This is a genomic window from Nonomuraea deserti (genome assembly GCF_004348685.1).
In the GTDB taxonomy this organism is placed as follows: domain Bacteria; phylum Actinomycetota; class Actinomycetes; order Streptosporangiales; family Streptosporangiaceae; genus Nonomuraea; species Nonomuraea deserti.
On record NZ_SMKO01000024.1, the window covers coordinates 21,664 to 45,218 of the forward strand.

20 protein-coding genes and 1 pseudogene are annotated in these 23,555 nt (G+C 64.7%); 13 read left to right on the forward strand and 8 right to left on the reverse strand.

All coding sequences use genetic code 11. The annotated features are described in order from the left end of the window. Positions 1–222 precede the first annotated feature (222 nt). Positions 223–1,004: pseudogene (locus E1292_RS12665) on the forward strand (IS1634 family transposase); the annotation flags it as partial. Between the two features lie 385 nt (positions 1,005–1,389). Here E1292_RS12665 and E1292_RS12670 read toward each other — a convergent pair. From E1292_RS12670 to E1292_RS12695, 7 genes are all read right to left on the reverse strand, one after another. Next, positions 1,390–2,682 carry a hypothetical protein gene (locus E1292_RS12670; RefSeq protein ID WP_132595304.1) on the reverse strand — a complete coding sequence of 431 codons (1,293 nt, stop codon included), beginning with the start codon at positions 2,680–2,682 and terminating at the stop codon, positions 1,390–1,392. Position 2,683: 1 nt separating this feature from the next. Then, positions 2,684–4,051, reverse strand: coding sequence for a TldD/PmbA family protein (locus E1292_RS12675; protein ID WP_165974496.1), 1,368 nt, complete (start codon positions 4,049–4,051; stop codon positions 2,684–2,686). Further along, on the reverse strand, positions 4,051–5,124 hold the full coding sequence (locus E1292_RS51000; protein ID WP_165974497.1) for a PqqD family protein: 1,074 nt from the start codon (positions 5,122–5,124) through the stop codon (positions 4,051–4,053). The genes E1292_RS12675 and E1292_RS51000 overlap by 1 nt, the downstream gene beginning before the upstream one ends. Positions 5,125–5,194: 70 nt before the next feature. Then, the gene (locus tag E1292_RS12680; protein WP_165974498.1) at positions 5,195–5,359 is read right to left on the reverse strand and encodes a hypothetical protein; all 165 of its coding nucleotides are present in this window, start codon (positions 5,357–5,359) and stop codon (positions 5,195–5,197) included. A gap of 65 nt (positions 5,360–5,424) precedes the next feature. Beyond that, positions 5,425–6,153: an ABC transporter permease gene (locus tag E1292_RS12685; RefSeq protein WP_132595308.1), complete on the reverse strand. Its 729-nt coding sequence runs from the start codon at positions 6,151–6,153 to the stop codon at positions 5,425–5,427. 3 nt (positions 6,154–6,156) lie between these two features. Beyond that, entirely contained in the window at positions 6,157–6,891 is a 735-nt protein-coding gene (locus tag E1292_RS12690; protein WP_132595310.1) for an ABC transporter permease, read from the reverse strand. Then, the gene (locus E1292_RS12695; RefSeq protein ID WP_132595312.1) at positions 6,891–7,838 is read right to left on the reverse strand and encodes an ABC transporter ATP-binding protein; all 948 of its coding nucleotides are present in this window, start codon (positions 7,836–7,838) and stop codon (positions 6,891–6,893) included. The genes E1292_RS12690 and E1292_RS12695 overlap by 1 nt, the downstream gene beginning before the upstream one ends. 1,894 nt (positions 7,839–9,732) lie before the next feature. Between E1292_RS12695 and E1292_RS12700 the strand changes: the two genes are divergently transcribed. From E1292_RS12700 to E1292_RS12750, 11 genes are all read left to right on the forward strand, one after another. After that, a complete protein-coding gene (locus E1292_RS12700) occupies positions 9,733–11,367 on the forward strand; it encodes a dihydroorotase (protein ID WP_132595314.1) in 1,635 nt (544 codons plus the stop codon). Then, complete coding sequence (locus tag E1292_RS12705) at positions 11,364–12,164, forward strand: isochorismatase family protein (protein ID WP_132595316.1); 801 nt, start codon at positions 11,364–11,366, stop codon at positions 12,162–12,164. Before E1292_RS12700 ends, E1292_RS12705 begins: the two co-directional genes overlap by 4 nt. Positions 12,165–12,938: 774 nt before the next feature. Further along, complete coding sequence (locus E1292_RS12710; RefSeq protein WP_132595318.1) at positions 12,939–13,475, forward strand: 6-pyruvoyl trahydropterin synthase family protein; 537 nt, start codon at positions 12,939–12,941, stop codon at positions 13,473–13,475. Then, positions 13,472–14,224 carry a 7-carboxy-7-deazaguanine synthase QueE gene (locus tag E1292_RS12715; RefSeq protein ID WP_220446794.1) on the forward strand — a complete coding sequence of 251 codons (753 nt, stop codon included), beginning with the start codon at positions 13,472–13,474 and terminating at the stop codon, positions 14,222–14,224. The genes E1292_RS12710 and E1292_RS12715 overlap by 4 nt, the downstream gene beginning before the upstream one ends. Further along, complete coding sequence (gene folE, locus E1292_RS12720) at positions 14,225–14,797, forward strand: GTP cyclohydrolase I (RefSeq protein WP_132595320.1); 573 nt, start codon at positions 14,225–14,227, stop codon at positions 14,795–14,797. It begins immediately after the preceding gene. Positions 14,798–15,126: 329 nt separating this feature from the next. Next, complete coding sequence (locus tag E1292_RS12725) at positions 15,127–16,113, forward strand: ATP-grasp domain-containing protein (RefSeq protein ID WP_132595322.1); 987 nt, start codon at positions 15,127–15,129, stop codon at positions 16,111–16,113. After that, the gene (locus E1292_RS12730) at positions 16,113–17,174 is read left to right on the forward strand and encodes a 3-oxoacyl-ACP synthase III family protein (protein WP_281284019.1); all 1,062 of its coding nucleotides are present in this window, start codon (positions 16,113–16,115) and stop codon (positions 17,172–17,174) included. Before E1292_RS12725 ends, E1292_RS12730 begins: the two co-directional genes overlap by 1 nt. Continuing rightward, the gene (locus E1292_RS12735; protein WP_132595326.1) at positions 17,165–18,358 is read left to right on the forward strand and encodes an acyl-CoA dehydrogenase family protein; all 1,194 of its coding nucleotides are present in this window, start codon (positions 17,165–17,167) and stop codon (positions 18,356–18,358) included. The genes E1292_RS12730 and E1292_RS12735 overlap by 10 nt, the downstream gene beginning before the upstream one ends. A 23-nt stretch (positions 18,359–18,381) precedes the next feature. Next, positions 18,382–19,614 carry an aminotransferase family protein gene (locus E1292_RS12740; protein ID WP_281284017.1) on the forward strand — a complete coding sequence of 411 codons (1,233 nt, stop codon included), beginning with the start codon at positions 18,382–18,384 and terminating at the stop codon, positions 19,612–19,614. Between the two features lie 11 nt (positions 19,615–19,625). Beyond that, positions 19,626–20,966: a preATP grasp domain-containing protein gene (locus E1292_RS12745; protein ID WP_132595330.1), complete on the forward strand. Its 1,341-nt coding sequence runs from the start codon at positions 19,626–19,628 to the stop codon at positions 20,964–20,966. A 93-nt stretch (positions 20,967–21,059) separates the two neighbouring features. Continuing rightward, complete coding sequence (locus E1292_RS12750; protein WP_132595332.1) at positions 21,060–21,425, forward strand: thioesterase family protein; 366 nt, start codon at positions 21,060–21,062, stop codon at positions 21,423–21,425. 95 nt (positions 21,426–21,520) lie between these two features. Here the strand turns inward: E1292_RS12750 and E1292_RS12755 are convergent, their stop codons facing one another. Next, complete coding sequence (locus E1292_RS12755; protein WP_165974501.1) at positions 21,521–22,474, reverse strand: phosphotransferase enzyme family protein; 954 nt, start codon at positions 22,472–22,474, stop codon at positions 21,521–21,523. A 173-nt stretch (positions 22,475–22,647) separates the two neighbouring features. Here E1292_RS12755 and E1292_RS12760 point away from each other — a divergent pair, with 173 nt between their 5' ends. Then, positions 22,648–23,475 (forward strand): hypothetical protein, encoded by an 828-nt coding sequence (locus tag E1292_RS12760; RefSeq protein ID WP_132595336.1) that lies wholly within the window; start codon positions 22,648–22,650, stop codon positions 23,473–23,475. Positions 23,476–23,555 lie beyond the last annotated feature (80 nt).

Consider the following 23,555-nt stretch of genomic DNA (forward strand, 5'->3'; position numbering starts at 1 on the left):
ACGTAGCAGGAGCGATCGTCCATGGTGGCCTTCTTGCCGCAGTGGCGGTTACAGTTCATCGACGAATGAGTCCGGCGCGTCGGGACGGCCGGCGAACGTGACGGGGCTCACACTGCACGGTCGCGCACGCCGCCCTGACGCGGACCCGCCGCCGTCCCGGGCCGACAGGTCTGCGTCTGGACCTCTAACGTGCTCGTCTGCATAGGTCGTGCCCGGGACGGCGGGTCCTGGCCCGGCAACACCACCGACACCGCCCTGATCCGCCAGGTCAAGGACGACATGCGGGACTGGACCCTGTCCAAGATCGTGTGGGTCGGTGATCGCGGCTTCGCCTCTGCTGACAACCGCCGCTACCTGCGCCAGGGCGATCACCACTGCATCATCGGCGAGCGGCTGCGTTCGGGCTCGGCCGAGGCCAAGGCCGCGCTGTCGCGCCAGGGCCGCTACCAGGACGTGGCCGGGAATCTGAAGGTCAAAGAGGTCCGGATCGGCGAGGCCGACCGGTTCGTGATCTGCTTCAACCCCGAAGGCACCGAACGCAACGCCGCCATCCGCCGGCGTCTGATCGCCCAACTGGAGGAAGTGATCGCCGGCACCGACGCGCTCAGCGCCACCAAACGCGCCGAACTCCGCGGCGTCATCTCCACCGAGCCCGGCCTGAACCGGTATCTGCGCACCACCCCGAACGGGCTGCTGCGTATCGACGCCGCGAAGGTCAAGGCCGAGACAACCTGGACGGCAAGTACCTGCTGCGCTGCTCCGACCCCAAGCTGCCGGCCGAGGACATCGCCGTCGGTTACAAGCAACTGCTGGAGGTCGAGCGGGGCCGGCGCGACATGAAGCAGGTCATCGACCTGCGCCCGGTCCATCACCGGCTGGAGGAACGCATCCGCGCACACGTCATCTTGTGCTGGCTGGCGCTGCTGGTGATCCGCATCATCGAGACCACCGACATCCCGACCCCGAAGAAGATCGTCGAAGCCATCCCAGCCACAGACGGCTGACCAGGCACAACACTCACGCCTAGTGACACGCCGCATCAGCGCGCCCGCAAGTGTTCCCGCAGTTCACAGCCCAGATCTGTGTGCTTTTCCCACTACACATCTGCGGAACGCGGGTCCGGCTTCGGCCGGTGCGGTGCCGAAGGTGTGCCGCAGCGCGTGAGGATGACCAGCGGTGATCCGATGACGGCGCGGTGATAGCGGAAAGATCGTGCGCAGCCCGGCTGCCGTGAGTGGTCGTCACCCGGTTGGGGCCCTTGGCTACCAGGAACAGCCGCTGCTCGGTCGAGTCGGGACGCTCAGCCAGGAGGCAGGGAGAGCGACAACGGCTGAGAAGTCTTCGATGTCGATGCCGTCCTCCATGGGGTGCATCCCCCCGCATCTGCTCTCACACCGCGAAAGACGGGGTGAGCCGCAGCCATGATCCAGCGGTGGAGTAGTCGCGCCAGGGGAAGTAACATAGGGCCGCGTTCGCCCCCGTGATCGCGGAAAGGATGTCCAGCGCGGTGGCCGAGAAGACCACCGGAGCATTCCGCGACACAACCTCCCCTTGCTGGACGCGGGCGACGTCGACGCGGAAGGTGATGCGATCCCCCGCCCGCATCCCCTGTGTTCCTTCCCCTCGGGTGCCGTAGCCGAGCAGGCCCGTGTACTCCACCGGCACGTCGAAGGGATCGGCCTCGAGACGGACGTTGGACGGGAAGTACTCGGGGGTGAGGCTGGCCGCAGAGCGTACGGCGTTGCCGTTCAGTTCCGTCCGCCGGCCGTGGCGGTCAAGCAGGACCGTCGCCTGCGTGGAGATCCCTTCATGGTCGAAGGGGCGCGAATGACCGCCGAGAGCGGCATGCGGATCGTCGACTAGAGAGCAGGGCAGATCGGCCATCATATTGATCATCGGCTGCTCCCGCTCGACCATGTCCTGTACGAGGACGCGCAGGACGGTGGCGGACGGACGGGGAGAGAGGACGAGATCGTCCGCCGATCTCTCGTCCGTTACTGGTGCCAACAAGGCGCCTCCTCGCCAGGCAGCCTCCACGGTGAGATCTTCCACGTGGAGATCCTGGAGCCTGCCCGTGTGCCGGGACGCCCACAGCCGCAATGTCCTGCCCCCCTTTTCCAGCTCGTACAAGACCCGAACCTCGGACCACGTCTGCGCGAAACCGACGGCAGACCCGTCTGACGAGGCGAAGGCCTCTGCGGTCACATGCTCGGTGACGGCACACTTGACGACCTTCATGTCCAGACATTGACGATGAGCAGTCTCGGTGGCCCAGTAGGTGAGCTTCGCCTGGAGTTCGGTCAGCGCTCCGGCAGGGTTGGTGCCCAACTCCTGATCCAGGAACCGGTCCCGATCCCACCGGTGGGGAGACCATGATGGCGTCCGGTCGCGGTACGCACGACCATGGGGCGCGAGCTCGCGTGCCGTACTTACGAGTTCGACGCCGACGTGCGCGGCGAGACCGTCCTGACCGATATGGACGTCTCGCCCATCATGGGCCAGGCCAAGCAGGGTGAACCCTTCGCTCTGCGGGGTCCTCGACCGAACCCCGCGGGGAGAGACGGTATGCGCGCGGCGCAGGCGTGCGGTGGACACCACCTGGATCCGTTCGCCCGGCCGAACCAGCTCCACCAGACACAGCGAGTTCCGGGTGGCCGCGTTGAGCAGCTCGTCGTAATTCATGTCAGCAGTGCCAATCGAGGCGGTCGAAGCGCATAGTCGGTGAGTAGAGCCCAATCAGGACCGACTGTCCTTGCTTCCCGCAGGTCGCGTTGTCACCCTCGACGTCGTCGGCGATGCCTGCCAGGCGATCTATGGCCTCCCGTGCGTCTCCGAACAGGTTGACGTCCTTCAGGGGCACGGCTTCTCCCGCGGAGGTCAGATAGTGGGCCGCCGCTGCGGAGAAGGAGAACTCCCCTCGCGCGGGGTTGAACTCACCCGATCCGAGCGACGAGATGTACAGCAACCCCGACCCAGGGCACGGCTGTAGTAGGGACGGCACACTATCCTCGCCGCCCAGAACCGAGGTGTTGGAGGCTCGAGGCAGGGAAGCGTGGCGATAACTCTCCCGGCGCCCGCTGCCACTCGGGGAGTCGAGCCTGGCACAGGTGAGTCGACCGACCACTGTCCCATCGGTCACGAGAGGCGTAGGGGCGCAGAACTGACCGTCGTCGTCTACCGCGCGGCTACCCATCCCGTCGGGAAGGAACGGGTCGTCCAGCAGATTCAGAGATGCCCTTGTGAGCCGTTCGCCCATGAGGCCGACTGAGTAGGGCGAGTTCTTCGCAAGGTTGTCCGCCTCCAACGCGTGACCGATGAGCTCGTGCAGGAACGCCGCGCCGGTCTTGGGCCCGAACACGACAGGGGTCGTCTTGTGTCCCATAGAGCGGAATCGCAGAAGGGCACGAGCCTGGTCGGCAGCGGACTTGATCAGGTGTGCGGCTGACTCGACAAAGCTCGTCTCAGCGCTAGCCGGTTCCCAGTGCGGGTTGTTACTCCGAGTGAAGGCACGAGCAGTCGCCGTACCGTCGAACACGGTGGCGATGGCCCGTCGGCGGCCGCCGCCTACCCGCAGCGCTCGTCGGGTACCGGCAGAGTCCACGATCACACGGTGCTGGCGGAAGAAATCCTGAATGAACCGGACCGCTGTGTTGGGCTGGAGCGTCACGCAGGTTTCGTCGGTCAGCGGTCGGGCTGTGGTAGCGGGCACCGTCTCCAACGGACTGCGGCCGCGCCACGGCGAGGGGATCCGCGGAGTGCCGGGGCAGAGGGCGCTTATCTTCTCCGCCAGAGTCTGTGGCTCGTGCAACGGCGCGCAGCTGTACGTCCAGACTCCCGCGCGACGTAAGAGGAGACCGACGCCATACCGCCGGTTCACCGAGGTTGCGGTGGCCGAGACCGCCGGACCGCGCAGTCGCGACTCCCATCGGAGGTCGGCACCAGCCTCGACGAAGGCCTGGGCGTATTCGGCTCCAAGCCGCAGACCCTCCTCGCACCAGTGTGCGGCGATATCGATCAGCGAGGACTCGAAGCCCTCCAGATCCTCGGCCATCATCGAAACTGTGTCCGGGAGATCAGGCCTCGCTCGTCGAGGGTTTTGAGGATCCCACGAACTCGCCCGGCCGTCAGCGGCACTTGCTCTGCGCCGACTGTGAAGGGTTCCAGGTGGAGGGCTGCATCGATGATCTCCTCGTCCGGACGGCCGTTGCACAGGCTCCAGATCAACGCCACATGAGGCTGAACGACGAACTGCCTCTTCAGTTCGTCGTTCAGCAGCACGCCCTGGGTCAGGTGGATTGTGGTGAAGTCGGGGTTCCGTCGATAGCCTTCCGGCCCGGCGATCCAGAACGGCCATTCAGTCAGGTGCGTGCCCTCCCACCCGAGGATCTGGGCCGCTGCCATCAGCGTCTGCGTGAAGGTCGCGAACTCGGTGGCGCCCGATGTGTAGTCCTCGCGCGCCCACGCCCCCGTTTGGAGGAATGAGAACCGGTGGAGTGGGAAGGCCGCTCCTGCGGATCGGCGGAGCTGGCAATGCACCCACTTGTGACCGTAGTAGAGATCCCCCGCTGCCGCGGCGACCGCTTTGCCGGCACACAGCATCAGGACCTGCCCGATGAGGGCGGCCGATTCCATATCACCGTCCTGGTGCGCACCCCGGAAGTCGGACAGGTGCCCGTTGGCCTCGACCGCCCACGCTGACAGCACCATCTGGCGGAGCTTGTCTTCGTTACGCAGGAGCTGGTCGCGGAAGGTTGTCAGACGGGGGGAGTCCTTGATGACTTCGCTTTGGCGCATCCGTATGAGGACGTCTAGCTGTTCTTCGCTCAGCTGCTTGGACCGCAGGTCGGTACGGCTGAGTTCCCAATCGGCCAGCTTTCGTAGCGTATTTTCGTACCATTCAGCGGTATAGGTCTCGATATCCAGACGTTGCCCGCCAAGCGGCTCCTGCCGTACCCCGGTCTTCTCGGAGTCCGACGTGATGGCGAACACGTCAACATCGCTGGTGGGGCTGCCAAGTCCAGCGGTGAGACTGCCTGCGAGATAGACGGAGTCCAACTGAGCGTCTGCGATGAAGGTAGCGACTGCAGTTCGAGCAGTGGCGAGCTTTTCTTCGCGATAGGCCATCGATTTGCCTCGTAATCCATAGAAGGGGCGCGAACGCTTACCGCATTCACGCCCCGTTGAAAGCGACCGATTAGGCGTCCACGGCGTCCACGGCGTCCACGGCGTCCACGGCGTCCACGGCGTCAACCGCGTCTACGGCGTCAACCGCGTCCACGGCGTCAACCGCGTCCACGGCGTCAACCGCGTCCACGGCGTCAACCGCGTCCACGGCGTCGAACTCCAAGATGTCCTCCATGGGATCCTCCTCTCAGCACTCGTCAACGACCCCGGGCCGGACGGCGCGGGGGGTCTGGGACATGGTCATCGGCGCGCGTGAAGCACCGCACGGTGGATGACCAGGGCTCCTACTGTGAACCACAGGAGGCCGACCGCCGCCTCTCCGCCCACGGCTCCGAGAACATCGGGCTCCTCGATGCCCTGCATGACGTGGCTGAGCGGGAAGACAGCCGAGACGGACCGCACGGGCCCAGGCAACATGTCAGCCTGGACCAGGGCGCCGGACAGAACCATGAGCGTCAGATATGTAAGGTTCGGCGGCACGAAGACATCTTTGATCGTCATAGACAGACCGCTGACCATCGTCCCGTAGCCAAAGGAGCTGATCAGTGACAGCACGAGAAGCCAAGCGAACGTTTGGGCAGGCAGCGGAAGCACGCCGAACAGGGCACAGCACGCTAGGTATGTGATCATTCCGCTGATGAAAGCGTCCACAAGATGTGGTAGCGCTCTTTGGCAGACGGCGCCGAGTTTGTTCTGAGGGCTCGCCAGCCAGATGTCCAAGGTCCCGTAAGAACGTTCGTTGCCCACTGACAATGCCATGCCGTAGATCACGGCGTGGGCGCCAGCGAGCAGACTGGCGCCGATCAAGGTTGGGCCGACGACGGCTCCGTAGTGCGAGCTGAGCGCGCCAAAGGTCACGGTCAGGCCGATGGGCCTGACAATGCGTGAGCTGAGGTAGCCCAGCGGGTTCGACCAGGTGAACAGAGCTCGGTAGGACAGTAAAGCCCCTCGGACGACATGGTTGTCCATGGGTCAGGCCTCCAGCGGAATGGCACGGGCGCGCGCCGCGTGCTCGACACGCCTGACGGACAGCAGAATGACGAGGTAAATCAGGGTGCTCTGCGACAGCGCTGTCGCCAACTCTGCGACAGCGCCGCCGTGCACCCATGCCATTACGTGGGATTGCGGCACCAACCACGCGATGGGCTGCATGAAGGGGGGCAGCGCCGTACTTGGGACAAGTAGGGTACTAAGCGCGATGAGCACTCCAGTCAACCCGTTGGTCATGCCGGGAGAGGAGGGAAACCGCAGTAGAGAATACGACAGCAGGCCTACGAGGGCGGTTGTGGCGACCGCAAGACACAGGCCACCAAGGAACCATCTGCTCCAGTCGAAGTTCGGTGACATCCCCCATATGAGGGTCAGCATCAGCAGCGTTCCCGGCAGTGAGATGAGCGATTGTACGGCGACTCCTACCAGGCGCCCCACCACCAAGGGAATCAGCCCACCCGGACTGCTGAGCGCCGGATACAGTGTTTTCCACCTCTTCTCCCCTGACAGAGATACTAGGAGATCCACGATCACCGCGTTCAGCATGCCGATGCCGGCTATTCCTACTGCCGTCGCGGCGTCTGTATGGGTGGCGGTGTGGCTGTAGAGGATGAAGGCGAAGACCGCCGGCATCGCGAGAGCCGCGAGAAGGGACATCGGGCTGACGGCCTGGGTTCTGATCTGATCGATTGCCGCCCGACAGGCTGTGGGGAACATCAGCGGACCTCGGTCATACTGAGGAAGACCTCTTCCAGCGTTGGCGGGGAGACCGACAGGCTCGGGATCTGAGCGCCGAGTTCAGCGAGCAGCCATTGCACTGCCATTCCGCCGTCCCGGACGCGCAGCCGTGTTACCCCCCGATCCTGCTTGATGTCCATCAAGCCGGGGCAATTTGAGCAGTTACCGGTGGAATCGGAACCGTTCCAGATCACCTCAACGACGAAACCATGCTGGCGTGCGGCCCCTAAACGCAACTCCGCAGGGGTGGCTTCGGTATGGACTGATCCGTCCTTCATGAGCACCACCCGCGAACTGAGTTCTTCGGCTTCTCGCATGTCATGCGTAGTGAGCAGAACGCTGTGGCCCTCGTCGGCGAAGCTGCGGACAAGGCGCCGCATGGATGCCGCCGAGTGTGGATCGAGGCCCGCGGAGGGTTCGTCCAGGATGAGGACCGGGGGCTTGTGGAGCAGCGCCCTGGCCAAATGGAGCCGCTGACGCATGCCCCTGGAGAAGGTGCTGACTGGTTCGTCCGCGCGATCGGTGAGATTGACATGGTCAAGGAGTTCGGCGGCGCGGCGTTTGAGGGCCTGTCCACGCATGCCGTACATCAGTCCAAAGAAGGCAAGGTTCTGCAGCGCGGTCAGGCGCGGATAGAGTCCCGAATCTCCGCCGAGGCTCGAACCGCACGCCAGCGCGGCTTTTCGCCGCTCACGCACCACGTCGTATCCCTCGATGACTGCTTCCCCGGCTGTGGGCAGAAGAAGACCGGTCAGCATCCGGACTGTCGTGGTCTTTCCCGCGCCGTTGGAGCCGAGAATAGACACGAGTTCACCCGGCCTGACGATGAGATCGAGATCATCAACCGCCACGCGTGTCGAAACGTCGTTGCTGGTGAACTCTCGGCGTAGTTGTCGGGTGGCGATCCCGCTGACAGATGTAGGCATGGTCACCGCTCCATAGGCAGGAGATTCCCAGGGTATTTGCCCGATTCCTTGCGGACGCTGGGCCTTGTAATGAAACTAACTCGAGGATATTTCCGCTCACTGCCAGCAATGCACCGCCGATGGAACTCAATGATAGCAACATAGTCACTCGGCCTGTATGCCAGTGATTTGACCGCCCGTACGAGTTCGTACGCCCGGTCGAGTTCTCCACTCCAGGCGAGGCTCGCGTCCTCCCCGCCGAAGCGAGATTCAGGGCAGACCCGCTTCAGCGCCTATATCAGAGCCGGCAGGTCGCTGACCTCCAAATCAACTCCGACGCCGGACTTTATAAATGAGTATTGACCTCGATGTATTGCTGCTGACCTAACTCCATCCGGAGATGGTAAGCGGAAATGAATCAAAGGGCTCTCTGTCTATTCGCATAGTCGCCATATCAAGCACCAAGGGTGTGATCGGGATTCGGGATGCCGACTTCCAAGTGCAAGGCCATTATGCACGGCATCACGGGGAAAGGTCGAAGTTCTCGTGCAAGACCAATTCCGCTTTGCTTTTCCAGGTGAGATGATTCTGGATCATGGCATGCACAATAAATGATGTCAACTACACCTCTTGCACAAATGCCGCGACTATTGGCGGTTTTTCAGGCGAGGGCGGTCTGACACAGGGTGGGGAAGCGACTGGCGGGCCGATCTCGGACCAGCATCTCCGTCGTGCACTTGGCAGACCCTTCAGTCGTAGATCGGTGAGGCCGCTGTAGTCGTCTGGGTCGTGGCTGATCGGGGTGGTGGCCGCGCAATCCGGCGAGCGGCTCGGCGGGTTCGGTGGCAGGCGCGGGCTCGGGCTCGATGCCGGCGTCGCCAGGCCGGCCAGGCAAGCGCCCGGCGGAGCTGTTCGGCCGGATCGGACTGGTCGGCCAGGGCGACGAGCAGGCGTCGGATCTCGTACGCGATGAACCGCAGGGGCGGGATGCTACCGGTGGGCCCGGCGCGAGCCCTCCGCGTGGGACGGGTCGGCCTCCGCGCTCGAGTGGAGTTCGTCTGGGGCGAACATGCCTGCTGCCGGACGGTGACGATATCCCGGACGGCCAGGAAGGCGGCAGCCGGCGCTGGCCGGGCAGGTCCCGCTGTGGCTCAGCGCCGTGGTGATCAGGGCCAACGACGCCGAGGCCCGTACCTCGCAGCGGATGCGAAAGCAGCACGCGCCGGCAATGCGGATGCGTGATCGGCAGGCCGACTACCTAACGAGCACTCCCGCTCCCTGGCACCACCAACAACCGCGCCCCCGGAACTTGGTCAAGCCCTACCGCCGAGCCGGCCGAGATCGTACGGTCTACGGGAGTGTGGCACCGGGGTCGAGCAGAGTCACCAGCGGTCAAGAAACCCGCTCCGATACCGCCATCCAACCCTCGCGAATCGCGCAATCAGCTTCTGCTGGAACGCAAGGTTCGCGATACTCCGGCCCAATCCAGCCGACGTTTCGCCCGGTCCCCATGAGCCGTCAATGACTGACGGGCATAGTCGGCGACGCCCGTTCCAGCAGCACTACCTCTTGATCTCATCCATGGCCAGCCGGAGCACGCATGAGCCGCAGCTGGGAGTCAGATCCTTGTTCAACTGCCGATAATACTCAGTCGAACAAACGGCTCAGGGAGACAGATTGGTTTGAGCGTCACACACGTGCGCTCGACGAGGAACCGCCGTATTGTCGCCAGGAGATCGCATCAAGCCGTGGGCGGGAACGCTTCGCCATGCGGCCTCAACCCTTTATCACACAAGGCGATCCGCCTCCCCGAATGCACTTCGTCCCGCCGATCGGCGTATCGCCCTGTCAATGCGCAGGTTCCGTCACGTTCCTCGCACTCACCACATATCGCGCACTCACTGGAGGACATATCGTGGCTGATGGAATCCTTGATCTGGTCGTAGCGAACGGGACGGTCGTCCTCGGCGATGGACGCCACAACGTGGCTGTAGGCGTCAAAGACGGAAAGGTGGTCGCCCTCGCGCCCGAGGAGTTGCTGCCACCCGCGAAGGACCGCATCGATGCTCTCGGCAACTACATCCTCCCAGGCATCGTCGACTCGGAGGCCCACCCCGGCTGCTACGTGCCCTTCGAATACGACATGCGCACCGAGTCGCGGACCGCGGCGTGCGCCGGGGTGACCACCTGGGGTATCCAGGCGCCGGTGACGCGTATGGGTACCGAACCGTTCCAAGAGGTCGTCAACCGGGCCGACGTGGTCTCGTTCCATCAGGCGTTCCCATCGGCTCGGAAGGTGATCGAGACCGTTTCGCACGTCGATGCCTACCTCACCTACATGCTCGAGACCGATGAGCAGGCCCACGAGATCCAGGAGTATGCCGAGGGACATGGCGTCACCTCGTTCAAGCTCTACCTGCAGACGCGCGGCCTCAAGGCCATGAGGGACGGGGACGACAGCAACTGGCCTTCTCGGCGCGCAGGCCTCGGTACCGGCATCGACGACGGAACCGTCTACCAGGTGATGGAGCAAGTGGCCCACCTCGGTTACCCGGGAATGGTGCACATCCACCCGGAGAACTGGGAGATCGGCCGGGTCTTCGAGGACCGTCTGCGCGCGGCTGACCGCACCGACTTCGGCGCCTGGACGGACCGTTCCCCCGACTTCCTCGAGGCACAGCACATCCGGGCCTACTCATATCTGGCGCAGCAGACGCCGGGAAATCCTCCGCTGTACCTTCAGCACTGCACCACGCGCCTCAGCTTCGAGGAGGTGGCGAAGGCACGCGCAGAAGGCGCGAGGATCTTCGCGCAGACCGGTCCGGCATGGCTGTGGGCGCAGCCGGAGGACGGCTGGCGGATCAACGTGCCGTTGCGGCGCCGGGAGAACATCGACGCCCTGTGGCAGGCGCTGGCCGACGGCACCGTGGACGTCGTCGGGTCCGATCACGTGGTCGGCTGGGAGCCGGCGAGTTTTGAAGAGATGTACAACCCAAACATCTGGGACTGCCGCACCGGCTTCAGCCGGGTCGAACTCTTCCTGCCCGTCCTCCTGTCCGAAGGCGTGCACAAGGGCCGGATCAGCATGGAACGCCTGGTGCAGGTCAGCTGCGAGAACCCGGCCAAGACCAGCGGCCTCTGGGGCCGCAAGGGCTCGCTGCTGCCCGGCTTCGACGCGGACATGGTCATCGTCGACGCCGGACGCGAGGTCACCGTCGGCAAGGAACACATCAACACCCGAGCCGGATGGTCGATCATGGAAGGCCACTCCTTCCACGGTTGGCCGGTCAAGACGATCATGCGTGGCAAGGTCACCGCCGAATGGGCCGACGACTCCCCGGGGATGCGTCCGGTAGCCGAAGCCCGGGGCGAGTATCTGGCTCGGTACCCGGGGCGCGCACCGCACACCTACCCGATTGCGGAGCCGACCGCCATCGACCTGTCGCACCGCCGGTGGAGCGGTTCGGCCTTCAGCCGGCCTGGCTTCAGCGCGGAGACCCAGCTGTACACCTCCGTGCGTGCGGACGTGCTCGGGGAGGTCGAGCGATGAGGGACAACACCCACGGTGGTGGCATCAACGAAGATGCTGCTGTCAACGACGAGGTCTGGGCGGATGTCCTCGGCAAGACCGACCGCATGGTCTTCGAAGCCGCAGGCTGGGGACGTCGGGCAGGCTTCGGCCGACGGCCGGCGCTAATGATCGTCGACGTGAACTACAACTTCTGCGGAGACGTGCCCGAGCCGATCCTTGAGTCGATCAACCGCTGGCGGTACTCCTGCGGTGAGGTCGCGTGGACCACGGCGATACCGGCGATCGCGCGGCTGCTGGAGGTCGCCCGACGCAAGCGGCTACCGGTGATCTACACGACCAACCCACGGCGGCCGGATGGATTCGACCTCGGCGTCTGGACGTCGAAGAGCACCCGCAGCGGTGAGGCGGTGGACGTGAACGGACACATGGGCAACCGAATCGTCGCCGAGGTCGCACCGGAAGCCGATGACATCCTCATCGAGAAGCGGAAGCCCTCGGCCTTCTTCGGTACACCGCTGATGAGTCACCTGACGATGCTCGGCACCGACTCGCTGATCATCACGGGCACGACGACGAGCGGTTGCGTACGGGCCACGGCCGTGGACGCCATCTCCTACGACCTTCGTGTCACCATCCCGCATGAGGCGGTCTTCGATCGAGCAGTGCTTTCCCACAAGGTGAGCTTGATGGACATCCATATGAAGTACGCCGACGTCACCGGGCTTGACGAGGTCCTCGGCCATCTCGAAGGACTCAAGGAGGGGATGTTCGACGACGTCTACCCGCCGGCGGCAGCTAGGGCCAGCTCCAGCTGACACCTAGACGCCATGCAGGCGCCGGCTATGCCTGAGCGTACGAACGTCGGGTTGGATGGGCACGCCGCGGGCGCGGTGGCGTGCGGATAGGGGCCGTACCCGGCCGTCGCTGAAGGCCGTACTGGGCCAGACGGCGATCTCCGCCACCTAGAGATGTGGCACCGAGGCGAGATAGACGCCGCCGGCGTGCAGTGGGGTCGCGGTGCACGACGCGTGGGCGCCGTACGACACACGAACCCAGTTTGTGTAGTGACCATGTCCTGCGCGGTTGCAGCAGGTCATCGGCACCACCGCCGAGGGGCGGTGGTGCTGGGCTGCCAGGTCGCCGGCGCAATGCTGGCGATGAAGGCTCAGGTTGAGGCCGCTGGCCGACCAGTCCGATCCGGCCGAACAGCTCCGCCGGGCGCTTGCCTGGCCGGCCTGGCGACGCCGGCATCAAGCCCGAGCCCGCGCCTGCCACCGAACCCGCCGAGCCGCTCGCCGGATTGCGCGGCCACCACCCCCGATCAGCCACGACCCAGACAACTACAGCGGCCTCACCGATCTACGACTGAAGGGACCTGGCCATTTACGGGTAATTCAACGTGCGATCGAACCTGCGTGGGCCGCATCAAATTCCCGTTGTGCGTTGGCATGTCGGCAACGAGTCTCTTGTGATGTTGCCTGCGGCCGCATCACGATAGCGGGAACGAGCGAACATGTGCCGTGTGAATGTCGGCGGCACCTTCTCCGCGTCATTTACCGGAAGCCTGGTGCGAACTGGAGGAGAGCTTGATGGATGGAAGAACCGATAAACTCGCACGCGGTGCGACATGGTGCGAGGAGGAGCAAGAGATCGGCCGCAGTGAAATCCAGCAGGCCGCAGCGACTACCGCTATCACTGTTAGGCACAACTTCGAGTCCGCGCATCGTCTGCCGCAGCTGGGCGGAAAATGCCAAAATCTCCACGGTCACTCCTGGTGGGTGGAGGCAACCGTCGCGGGCGAAACTGGAACCGACGGCATAGTTGTGGAGTTCCATGACTTGAAGAGCTACCTGCGGGAGTGGATCGACGGCAATCTCGATCACGGGGCCATGCTGGGCCGCGAGGACGAGCTGGTGTCGGCCTTGAAGGCGGCGGGTTGCAAGGTGTTCGTGTTCGGCGATTCGGATCCCTCGGTCGGTCTCGAGTATCCGACGGTTGAGAACGTCGCCGAGCTTCTCATCCGGGTCACAGCTGGATACATCCGATCGCGGAGGTGGCCAGGTGTGCGCGTGTCTCGGGTCGTGGTGCGGGAAACCCATGTCAATGCCGCAGAGGTTACGAGGTGAAGACAGACGAGGCTGACCAGGATTTGCCCGAGTCCGGAGACGGCAGCATGCCGGCACTGCCGGTCTCCGAGGTGTTCGGTCCGACCATCCAAGGCGAAGGCCCGTATGCCGGCCGAAGCGCCTGGTTCGTCCGGCTCGGCGGCTGCAATCTTTCGTGTTCCTGGTGCGACTCGGCATACACCTGGGATGCGCAGCGCTTCGACCTGCGACGCGAGATCCCAATGACACCGGTAGAGGAGGTTCTCGCCCAGGTTCCCTCATCGTCGCTTGTCGTCGTCACTGGTGGAGAGCCGCTGCTGCACCAGAATCGACCTGCGTGGCGCGCACTGTGCAACGGGCTGAGAGCACGCCGCTGCACGCTCCATGTCGAGACCAACGGAACAATCGTGCCGAACGAGACCACTCGAGGCTGTGTCCAGACATTCGTGGTGTCACCGAAACTCGCAAATGCGGGTGTTCATCGCGGCAACATCGATCCGGCACTGCGTACCGGGTGGGTTGAGGTCGCAGAATCCGGCAACGCACACCTGAAGGTGGTGTGCGCTTCGACCGACGATGTCGCGGGCGCTCTCGAAATCGCTCGCACAACCGGTTGGCCCCTCAGTCAAGTCTGGGTGATGCCGGAGGGGACGACCGCACAAGAGCTGAACGGCCGCTGGCGCGCGATCGCGGACGCGGCTGCGCATGCCGGCATCAACGCTACCCACCGGCTGCATATTCTCGCCTGGCAAGACTGTAGGGGTCACTGAATGATTGACATTGACAAGGTCGCGTCGAGTGTTTCCGACCTCCTGCTCGCGCTCGGTGTGGAGCGCGATTCGCATACGTACGACACGCCCCGACGCGTCGCCGAAGCATGGGCCGAGTGCCTCGCCGGATACGACACCGATCCGGCCATGCACCTGGACGCGACGTTCACCGGGCCGTCGGATCCCGGCCTCGTCGTGCTCAGCGGGATCCGCTTGACCTCCACATGCGCGCACCATCTGCTGCCGATCACCGGCACTTCGACAGTCGCGTATCGCCCGCGACCGGGAGCACCCATCGTCGGCCTGTCCAAGCTCGCTCGGGTGCTCCACGGGTATGCGCGGCGACTGCAGGTCCAAGAGCACATCGGCTACCAAGTTGTGGAAGCGATACGCCAGAAGCTCGACCCGGTCGGTGCCGCGTGCATCATCACGGCGGAGCATGGCTGCATCAGCACGCGGGGCGTCCTGGAACACAGCGTACTGACGACGACGCAGGCAGCTGTCGGTGAGTGGGAGCCGGGGCATGCCGATCTTCAAGCGATTCTCGCGGAGCACGCAGCCCGGAACGTCTGAACACTCGAACCGGCGCGATTCCGGCGGCGATCGAAATCGAGAGCTCCCAAGTCCGGGCCGATCAGTACAACTGAACTGTGCAACTGAAGAGAATCCTCAGTTGCACAGACGAGATCCGGAGCTGAACCTTCGTCATCGCCGACCGTTGTATATGTGCTGGTGTTGAGTATGAACGCCGCAGGCTGATTAACCCTCTCTTCTCGACTGCTGACTGAGCAGGTCGGGCACCGGTGCGCGCCTTGACGTCGGCAACACACCTGGTGTTGTCTGCGGCAGACATTGTCTGAAGCCGGTCAGAGGGTTCTGCGATCGGCGTAAGTCATCTGCGAATGGAGGATATTGATGACCACTGTCACCAACGTGCCCACGTTCTGGTGGGCGCTGTGAAGCTCGGAATTCTCGCGTGGGAGAAAGCGGAACCGGAAGCGCTCGGGATAGCGGACGTCGCCAGGGAACGCGGGCACAGTGCGATGGTGTTCGAGCTCGACGACTTACGCTGTGATCCCGGTCCCGCGGGTGCGGTGGCGACCATCCAAGGGACCCCGTTGTCGGAGTTCGACCTCATTCTCTGTCGGTGCGATCTCAGCACGCCACCCTGGACGGAGAAGATCCAACAGCTTCTGCTACTCAACGGCGAACCAGGCGTGACCGTCCTGGATCCGCTGGAAGTGCACATCAGAGCAGCAAGCAAGCGAGCCATGATCCACCAGCTCACGCTGCACGGCATCCCCGTCCCTCCGACCAAGGAGTGCCATAGCGCCGCCGACGTGCGCGCCGCGCTCGACGCATGGGGCCAGGTGGTGGTCAAGCCGGCTCTGGGCTACCGAGGGCTCGACGTCGAGCGCCTCCTCGAAGGCCCGACCACCTCGGCGCTGGAACTCACCGAAACACTCCTCGAACGCCACGGCACGCTCCTCTGCCAGCCCTACCTGGCGCACAAGGGCGACTTCCGAGTGCTCATCATCGGGTCGAAGGTCTCCAGTTGCACGCGGTTCGACACCGCCGGCGACGACTGGAAGCCCTTCTCCGGTGACCTTGCCGACGATCCGGTGAGCTCCGCTCTCATCGAGCCGTCGGACGAACTCGCGTCCCTGGCCCTGCAAGCTGTGAAGGCGACGGACCTGACGATGGCCGGCGTCGACATCATCATGAGCGAGTCCGGCCTGACGGTGATCGAGGTGAACCCGGTGCCGGGCTGGGCCGCATGGACCCCGGAGATGGCACGAGTCCCCAACGTTCACCTCGTGGAGTTCGCGGAGACCCAGGTCAACGCTCGGGGCAGCGTCAGCGCGCAGTCGGCACGGGGGTGGCGATGATGAACCACGGGTCGAAGAGCCGGTCGGAGGGTCGCGCAGGCCATACCGCGGCGGAGCCGTCGACGGGAATAATCGGCACTGGCTCGTGCCTGCCGAGCACCGTCGTGACCTGCGACGACATGGATCGGGCGCTCAATGCCAGGCCCGGGTGGACGGAGCGTGCGACGGGGATCCGCGAACGGCGTCGTGCCCCCGCCGAGACATCGCTCACCGACCTGGCCGTCGGCGCAGGACGGGAGGCCCTCCGCGCCGCCGGTGTCCGCCCCGACGAAGTGCGGACCGTCATCGTGGCCACGGTCAGTTCCGACCCGCCGGTCCCGGCGGTCGCCGCCCGGGTCCAGGACCGCCTCGGCGCTACACACGCCTTCGCGTTCGACCTCAACGCAGCGTGTGCGGGGTTCGTCTTCGCGCTGGAGGTCGCACGGCCACTGGTCGGGGTGGATGCCGAGCGGCCGTTCGTTCTGGTCATCGGTTGTGATCTCTGGTCGCGGATGACAGACCCGCTCGATCGTCAGACCTGGCCGCTCTTCGGAGACGGGGCCGGGGCAGTGGTGCTTGGCCCGGTCAAGGAGGGCGGGTTCATGGCGACGAAGCTCGCGACGAACGGCGCGCTAGGCGATTACGCCGTGGGCGGCTTCTCACCTCCGCTGCCGGGTCGGACCCCCGAGAGTGCCGGCCATCTCTTCAAGATGCGCGGCCGGGAAATCTCTGAGCTGATGCTCGAGAAACTGCCGAAGTTGGTGAACACAGTGACGCAGATGGCGGGTGTCACCGTGGCGGACGTCAACTACCTGATCTGTCACCAGGCGAATCCCAAACTCGTGGCGCGATGCGCTGAGGAAGCGGGCTTCGCCGCGGACCGGAATGTGAGTACCGGCGAGGTGTTCGGCAACACCGTCGGAGCGTCGGTGCCTCTCGGTATCGACGCGGCGGTGAAGGACGGTCGGCTGCGACAGGGGTCTTTGGTACTGCTCGCAGCCTTCGGCGCCGGAATGTCGTGGGGAGGCACCCTGATCAGATGGTCGAACCCGGGTGCCAGAGTGGAGGAGCCGTGGACATAACGTGGAACAAGCGTCAGTTGGAGATCCGAGAGCGGTTCCATGAGGTCGCCACCGATCTGGTGGCGGTCGGGACCGAGGCCCGCGATCGAGACGGATTCTTCGATCGGGGGGTCTGGAAGGAGTTGGCGGCCACCGATTTCTGGAGGCTGCAGGTGCCGGCGGACATCGGAGGCCTCGCCCAGGACGGCTGGGACTGGCTGGCAGCGATGGAGGGCCTCTCGCTCGGTGCGCATGATCTCGGCTTCCTCATGTCCGTCGCGTCGCAGAGCGGACTGATCCGGCTGCTGGTGACGGCCGGCACCGCGGAGCAGCAGGACAAGTGGCTGCCGGGTCTGACATCTGGAGACATCGCGGCCACGGGGTCCACCGAGGAGTCCGGCGGGTCCGACGTCCGGGGGTTCTCAACCCGGGCGGTCCCCGCAGCCGACGGCGGCTTCATTCTGAACGGCGGCAAGGCGCACATCACGAATGCGCCCGTTGCGGACGTCGTCATGCTCGCGGCTCGCACTGACACTGAGCCCGGGGCTTTCGAACTCAGCCTGTTCGTGACGCGCACCAGCGTCGAAGGGGTCGAGATCGGGCCCGGTGAGGATCTTCTGGGACTCCGGACGAGTCCCACCGGGCCGATCAAGTTCCGCGACGTGCGCGTCCGTGCCGACGCGGTGATCGGAGGCGTCGGCAAAGGCCTGACCTGTCTCTACGACACGTTGGCTTACGACAGGATTCTGTTCGGGATCATCGTCGGGAGCTCGCTGGAGGCACAGCTCGCGCCGCTGATCCGGCAGCTCGAGACGAGGCACGCGTTCGGCGCACCGCTGAGCGAGCAGCAGTACATGCAGGAAAAGGCTGTGTCGCTCGCCATGGCCCTTGAAGGGTCCCGCGCGCTGGCCTATCGGTCGTTCGGCCTGCTGGACGGTCGGCACGATGGATACAGCCTCAGTGCCTCGGTGACGAAGCTGTTGGCCTCGACAGGTCTCGTCGGCTCGGGGCTCGACCTGGTCCAGGCATTCGGCCACTCGGGCTACGAATCCGGCAGCGCAGTAGAACGCAACCTGCGCGACTCGGTGGCCTTCAAGATCGCTGCCGGGACGGACGAGATGCAGAAGAAGAACATTTTCAACCACGTGCGGCGTGCGTACCGGTCCCGCGAGCTCGATCGAGGCCTGAGGGGGTCAGGGACGTGATGGCGGGAGCATCCACACTGCCGATGGTGGATCGGGCGTATGGAGTCATGATCGTCGACACCGACGGCCGGGAATACGTTGACGGATGCTCCGGCACGATCTGCGTGAACATCGGCCACGGTGTGTCCGACGTGCTCGAAGCGATCTCGGCGCAGTCGCAGCTCGTGACGTTCGCCCATCGCAGCCAATTCCGCAGTCAGCCCGTCGAAGACCTGACCGCCATGATCCTAGCGATCGCCGGCCCAGGGTACAGGGAGGTCGTCTACACCAATTCCGGCTCAGAGACGATGGAGACCGCAGTCCGGCTCGTCATGCACCACCACGCCGGGACCGGGCGAGACATCATCGTCTCGCAGCGGCCTAGCTATCACGGCATGACCGTCGGCGCGCTCGCGGTGTCCGGACATCCGCCTCGCCGCCGCAACCTCGAGGCTCTGCTCGGCGGGGTGGCGAAGCTGGAGCAGGTGTCATCCTCACGCGACGCCGAGATCCTCCCTTCGCTCGAGGATTGGTTGCTCGTCCTCGAACGGGTGGATCCAGCCCGGATTGCCGCCGTCGTCTTCGAGCCGGTAGGAGGGGCAGCTAGCGGAGGGGCGGAGATGGATGTCCGGACGCTTCGCGGGCTCCGCGAATTCTGTGACAGTGTCGGCGCGCTGCTGATCGCGGATGAGGTCATGACCGGATTCGGCCGGACCGGTGAATGGTTCGGCGTCACGAAGTCCGGTATCACGCCCGACCTCGTGGTCACCGGGAAGGGCCTCAGCGGCGGTTACCTTCCGATTGGCGCTTGCATTGTGGGGGAACGCGTGCTGTCCGGTGCCTCGGCGGCGGACGTGTCGATGGGGCACACGATGAGCGGCAACCCGCTGGCCGCTGCGGCGGCGCTCGCCGTACTCAAATACACGAGAGACCAGCGGCTCGTCTCGCGAGCGCGGGAGGTGGGCACCTTCCTTCGGGGAGAGCTGGAACTTGTCGCGGAGTCGGTCCCCTTCCTCCAGCCGCCACGTGGACGAGGTCTACTCCTCGGCATGGGGATCGAGCAGAACCCGGTCGATTTCGCGACCACGCCGTTGAATCGCCGGATCGTCGAGGCCGCTCTGCGGAACGGACTTTTGGTGTACCCCTCAGGCGTCGATGCGCGTACGCAGTCGGTGATGGTGTGCCCACCACTGACGATCCGTGACCGAGAGGTCGAGATGCTGATCGCACGCTTCACCCGCGCGGTCTCTCAATCGTTCGTAGCAGAGCGCGTCTGAGGACGGTGACGATGACTACCCTGTACGTCGGGAACTCGTACAACGAGACACTTGTCGGCGACCTCAGTCAGTTCGACCCCGAAGAGCGCCGGATCGGCGGAAACCTGTCCTGTCGGTTGGTCTGGTTGATGGACCCCGGCGACCTCCTCGTCAGCCCGCAACCTATCAGCGACGAGTTCCTCGGCTACGCCTCCCGGTTGAAGGGTGTGCCCATCACATCGGCAGACGTCGTCATTCCGCCGCCGGGCGGGTTCGGCGAAGACGTGTTGACGGCGGACCGACTTCGGGAGGGCCGGTTTGTAGACGAATTACGAGCGATGATCGCCGGCCGGGGACTCGATCGCATCGTCCCCTACTGCTACGACCAGATCATCGCGTCGCTCGCCCGCGATGTCGGTATCGGGTCGCACGATGCGAGTGCCGCGTTCTGCGAGGCCGGTGGTGTCGACCTGATCAACCGGAAAAGTGTGTTTCGGGCACTCTGCGGGGGAGCCGGCGTCCCCGTCGCGGACGGCCTGGTGACCCGATCGGTGAGCGAGGCCACCGACTTCGTCACCTCGTTCATCGAGGCGGGACAGTCCGTGATCGTCAAACAGGACGCGCACCAAGGCGGTCACGGCAACGAGATCCTCACGCCATCGGCGGACACCGTTCAGTTGGGAGCCGCTGTCCTCACCGTCGTCGCGGACCGCCACGCCGTCGAGGAGCGATTGGGCGAGCAGTGGCCGCGCTTCAGCTCGAACAGTCGCGACCCCGTCGTCATCGAGCACTACCTGGAGAACGCGATCTCGTTGGGGTGTGAAGTGAGCTTGGCCGGCGAGTCCGCAGTCATGCGCCACACCGTGGAGATGCGGATGACGCCCGTCTTCGACGGATTCCTGATACCCCCGAGTTTGATTTCCGAGGAGTGCAACGCCGAGTTCTCACGGTACTCGCTCGAACTCGCCAACGTCGTGCACGCGATGGGCTATCGCGGGTACATCAATATCGACGGGCTTGCGGCCGACGACGGCAAAGTCGTCGTCCTCAACGAGTTCAACGGTCGCCTTGGCGCTTCCACCCATCTCCACTGGATTGGCCGGGCGCTCATCGGCGACGACTACCTGCGACGGCGGTACCTCATCAGCAACAACGATCTGAAGGTGGATTCGTTCTCGAGCGCCGCGGAGGCGCTGGAGCGGGCCGGCTTGGCGTTCGACCCCGAGCGTGGCGAGGGCGTCATCCTCACCTGCGACCACACCGCCCAGTCCGGGGCGGTCGAGTACTGCGCCGTCGGAACCGACGTCGCCACAGCCGCTGACTACGAGCGGCGGCTCCACCTGCTGTCGACGTCGCGCCGACAACATCCGTAGACAGCTGAGCGGACGTCGAGCAACGGTCATGGCTCCCCGGTCCGGCGTGATCAGTGGCCGTGAGGGAGCCTCTACATGTCAGGAGAAGTATCCATGACCAGCAATGAACGCCGAATAACCGTCAGCCCGGACGACTCCGCTTCGCGCTGGGGGAATCCCGGTATCGAGGTGCTTTCGACCCCAGCCATCCTCGGCCACGTGGAGCGCCTGTGTGCTGATCTCCTGGAGCCGCAGCTGGCACCTGGCGAGATGACGGTCGGCGTACAGGTTGTCATGAACCACCGTGCACCCGCCCGGGTCGGCGAGGTCGTCGTCATCGAGGCGACCGCTGCCGGCTCCGGCTCGCCGCCTCGATTCGACTTCGCCGTCAAGAGCGTCGACGGCAGTGTGCTCTGCGACGGTGTTCACCAGCGCGCCGTGGTCGACGCCGACCGGTTCCGAGCCCGCATATCCGCCTGAGATCCCCCGTGACACTCCTCACCCCGGCCGCTCAGGTTCGGCGAAAGCGGTCGCCCACGAGCGGCCGGGGTGAGGGTTCCAGCGGCGGATCACGGTCAGCCCCGCGCCGCCTGCCGGGACAGGCCCCGGCGAACCGGGAAATACTTGAGCAACGACGACGTGCCGTCGACGGCGAGGGCGAGCACCTCGACGAGCCCGTCGCCGGGGCAGGGATGGTAGATCTTGGCCATGTCGATGCGAAGCCGCCAGAGCTCCGTCAGCGCGGTCATCACGTGGTCCCACAGGATCCGCTGCTCGGCCGTGTCGTCCCCGTCCAGCGGAGCGACGGCTCGGTAACCGGCGAGAGCGACGTCGACCAAGTGCAGGGGTATCTGTGCGAAATCGATCGCCGGATCGAACCAACCCGCGTCATCCCAGTCGATCAGCGCGCGAAGCTGGTCGTCGAACTGCAGGATGTTCCCCGGCTTGAGGTCGCCGTGCACGAACCGCCGATACCGGTTCGCACCGCTGACCGAGGGCTTCAGGGCGCTCAACAATTCGTCGAACCACTCGGCCATGTGCGCGGCCACCACGCCGGCTTCGACGAGCCCTGTCAGGATTGCGACGTGGTCGAGAGGGCGGGTCCACTTCTCGAGCCACCCCTTCGGATCGTCCACGTGACCCACGGAGTGGTGGAGTGTCGCAAGTTCACGTCCGACGCCGTGCCAGACGGCCGCGTCGGACGGCAGGACTTGTGCGGACGGGGTCACCGAGTCGCCGCGCACGTACTCGAAAACCGAGAACGGGACGCTGAATATCTCCAGGCTGTCGTCGAACACGACGAGTGATCCGGTCCGTACGCCGGCGGAAGTGGCGGCCGGCACCGCCACTGAAGCAGTGAGTGTTTCTCCGATCGCCCGCGGATGGTCTCGCGGTATTTTCAGGATATACTTATCGTCGAGCCGGTACACCGAATGCACGTTGCCCGACGAATTGAGCCGCTTCGTTTTCCGTGGATCTATGTCGAGCTGGTATCGGTCGATGACCGCCGAGGCCTGGACTAGCGTCACGGTAGGGAATGGCTCCCCGTCATAGGGGGGGCGAATCGGGCGTCGAATTGATGTCATGCCGCAATACTTCCTGCGCTTACCATATCGATCTCCAGCTTCGGTAATGGGTGAGTTTTGCGTGGCTACATTACCTCGCCCGACACAGCTGCAAAACTACTTCGAAGGAGTGTGTAATGGCTCAGCCCGACTTGGAGAGCCCGGAGCCGATGGCGCGGCTGGTGAAGGGGGGCCCGGTCAGTTCCTCGATTGGCCACCTCCAGCAGGTATTCTCCGAGATCACCGATCGTCTCCGAATGTCATCAACCGAACAAGTCGCCGCGCGGCTTCGAGGCTGGGACAATTACCAGCGCGCTTCCCTGGGGCGCGGCGAGACTCCGGCGCTGGTCGCCGGCGACATCAAGTCGTCCTTCTCGCTGTCCGAGACCAAGTTCGAGCCTCGTGGGGAACCGGGACTCGAGCTCCCCGACGTGACCGAGGTGCCGGCGTTCGCCCACCTCGACGGCATCGTGCGCCTCGCGGCGCAGCTGGCGATCCCGGACGTATCCGACGAGCAACGCGTAGTCGTGACGCTGTTCCTCTACCGGGTGATCGCGCGCGCCGGGCAGATCTACGAAGGATTCCTCCACCGCGACATCGCTTCCCCGCAAGAGCCGGTGGGCAGTGTGATTTTCTATCCCACGGTGAGAACGCAGAATATCGAGGGAGCGGAATTCGGCGCTCACTTCTCCGGTCTTCCTGTCGATGAGCTGCGGCGCCGCGACCACGACATCACATTCGCACCCCAGGAGTACGAGGGTGCCGCACTCGTCCTCGGCTACCCGCACAACCTCGCGCACGGCGTTCGTACGGGGAACAACCCCCACGCTGTCCTGACAGACGCGACGAGAGATCGCGCCGACGATGTGCGGGAGCTCCTCGATCCCCACGAGACCACCTTCGTGAAGGACATGGCGGTGCTGACCTTCGCGCAGACGACGGCGATCGAGGCGGACATTCCCTGAGCCCTGTTTTGACGGCGAGGTGGGGATCGGAAGTGTTCGAGCACGCCGGGTACGGTACAGCCCGTACCCGGCGTGTCAGC